Source organism: Halolamina salina (genome assembly GCF_042678005.1).
GTDB classification, from domain to species: Archaea; Halobacteriota; Halobacteria; order Halobacteriales; family Haloferacaceae; genus Halolamina; species Halolamina salina.
Map to the genome: position 1 here is coordinate 6,550 of NZ_JBHUDH010000163.1, position 831 is coordinate 7,380.

General features: G+C 72.3%; 1 protein-coding gene. It reads left to right on the top strand.

All coding sequences use genetic code 11. The features are described 5' to 3' along the window. The coding region (locus ACFR9S_RS13165) for a winged helix-turn-helix transcriptional regulator (protein ID WP_379818851.1) at positions 1 to 560 on the top strand (560 nt) is incomplete at its 5' end. Between the last annotated feature and the right edge of the window lie 271 nt (positions 561 to 831).

The window sequence follows — 831 nt, forward strand, 5'->3', positions numbered from 1 at the left end:
AGCGGTTCCCCGCCGCCGGCGCGGCCGCGCCCTTCGCGGCGTTCAGCGGCGACGCCGGCGACAGCGACACCCGGGACGCCATCGTCGGCTACGACGCCTCGACGCCCGGCGCACACTTCTCGAAACTCCGCGACGACCTCAAGTTGGGCACCGGCGAGACCCAACACCACGTCGAGCGCCTGCTCTCCGAAGGGAGCCTCGTCTCCCGGCGCGACGGCGACTACCGCCGCTTCTACCCCGCCGACCGCTTCTCCGAGTTCGAGCGGACGGCGCTTGGCTACCTCCGGCGCTCGACCCCCCGCGGGATGGTGATCGCGCTGCTCCGGGACCCGGACGCGACGGGCGCCGACCTCGCCGACGAACTCGGCGTCTCCCGGGCGACCGTCAGCAGCCACGCCGCCGCGCTGGAGTCGGCGGGGCTGCTCTCCCGGGCGGACGGCTACGCGCTGGAGGAGCCGGAGACGCTGCTCTCGCTGCTCGTGCGCTACGCCGACTCCTTCGACGCCGCCGCGGACGCGCTGGCGTCCGACGCCGCCGACCTGATCGCCCACGACCCGTGAGGGCGACGGTCGAACGTCTCTCCGTGTGGACAGTTCCCAATCGATAAGGCAGCGGCTCCCGTATCCCTCGCGTATGCCCGACACAGCCGTACTCTGGCTGTTGTTGGTGATCCCCATCGCGATACAGGTGCCGCTGCTGTGGTTCATGATGTCCCGGATGGAGATCGACGAGGCGCCGGACCACACCGGTTCGGATATCTGGGGCGGCGAGGACGAGGACGGCGCGGCGTACCGGCGGCGGCTCTCGGAGAGCGGCCCCGCCGCCGCCCGG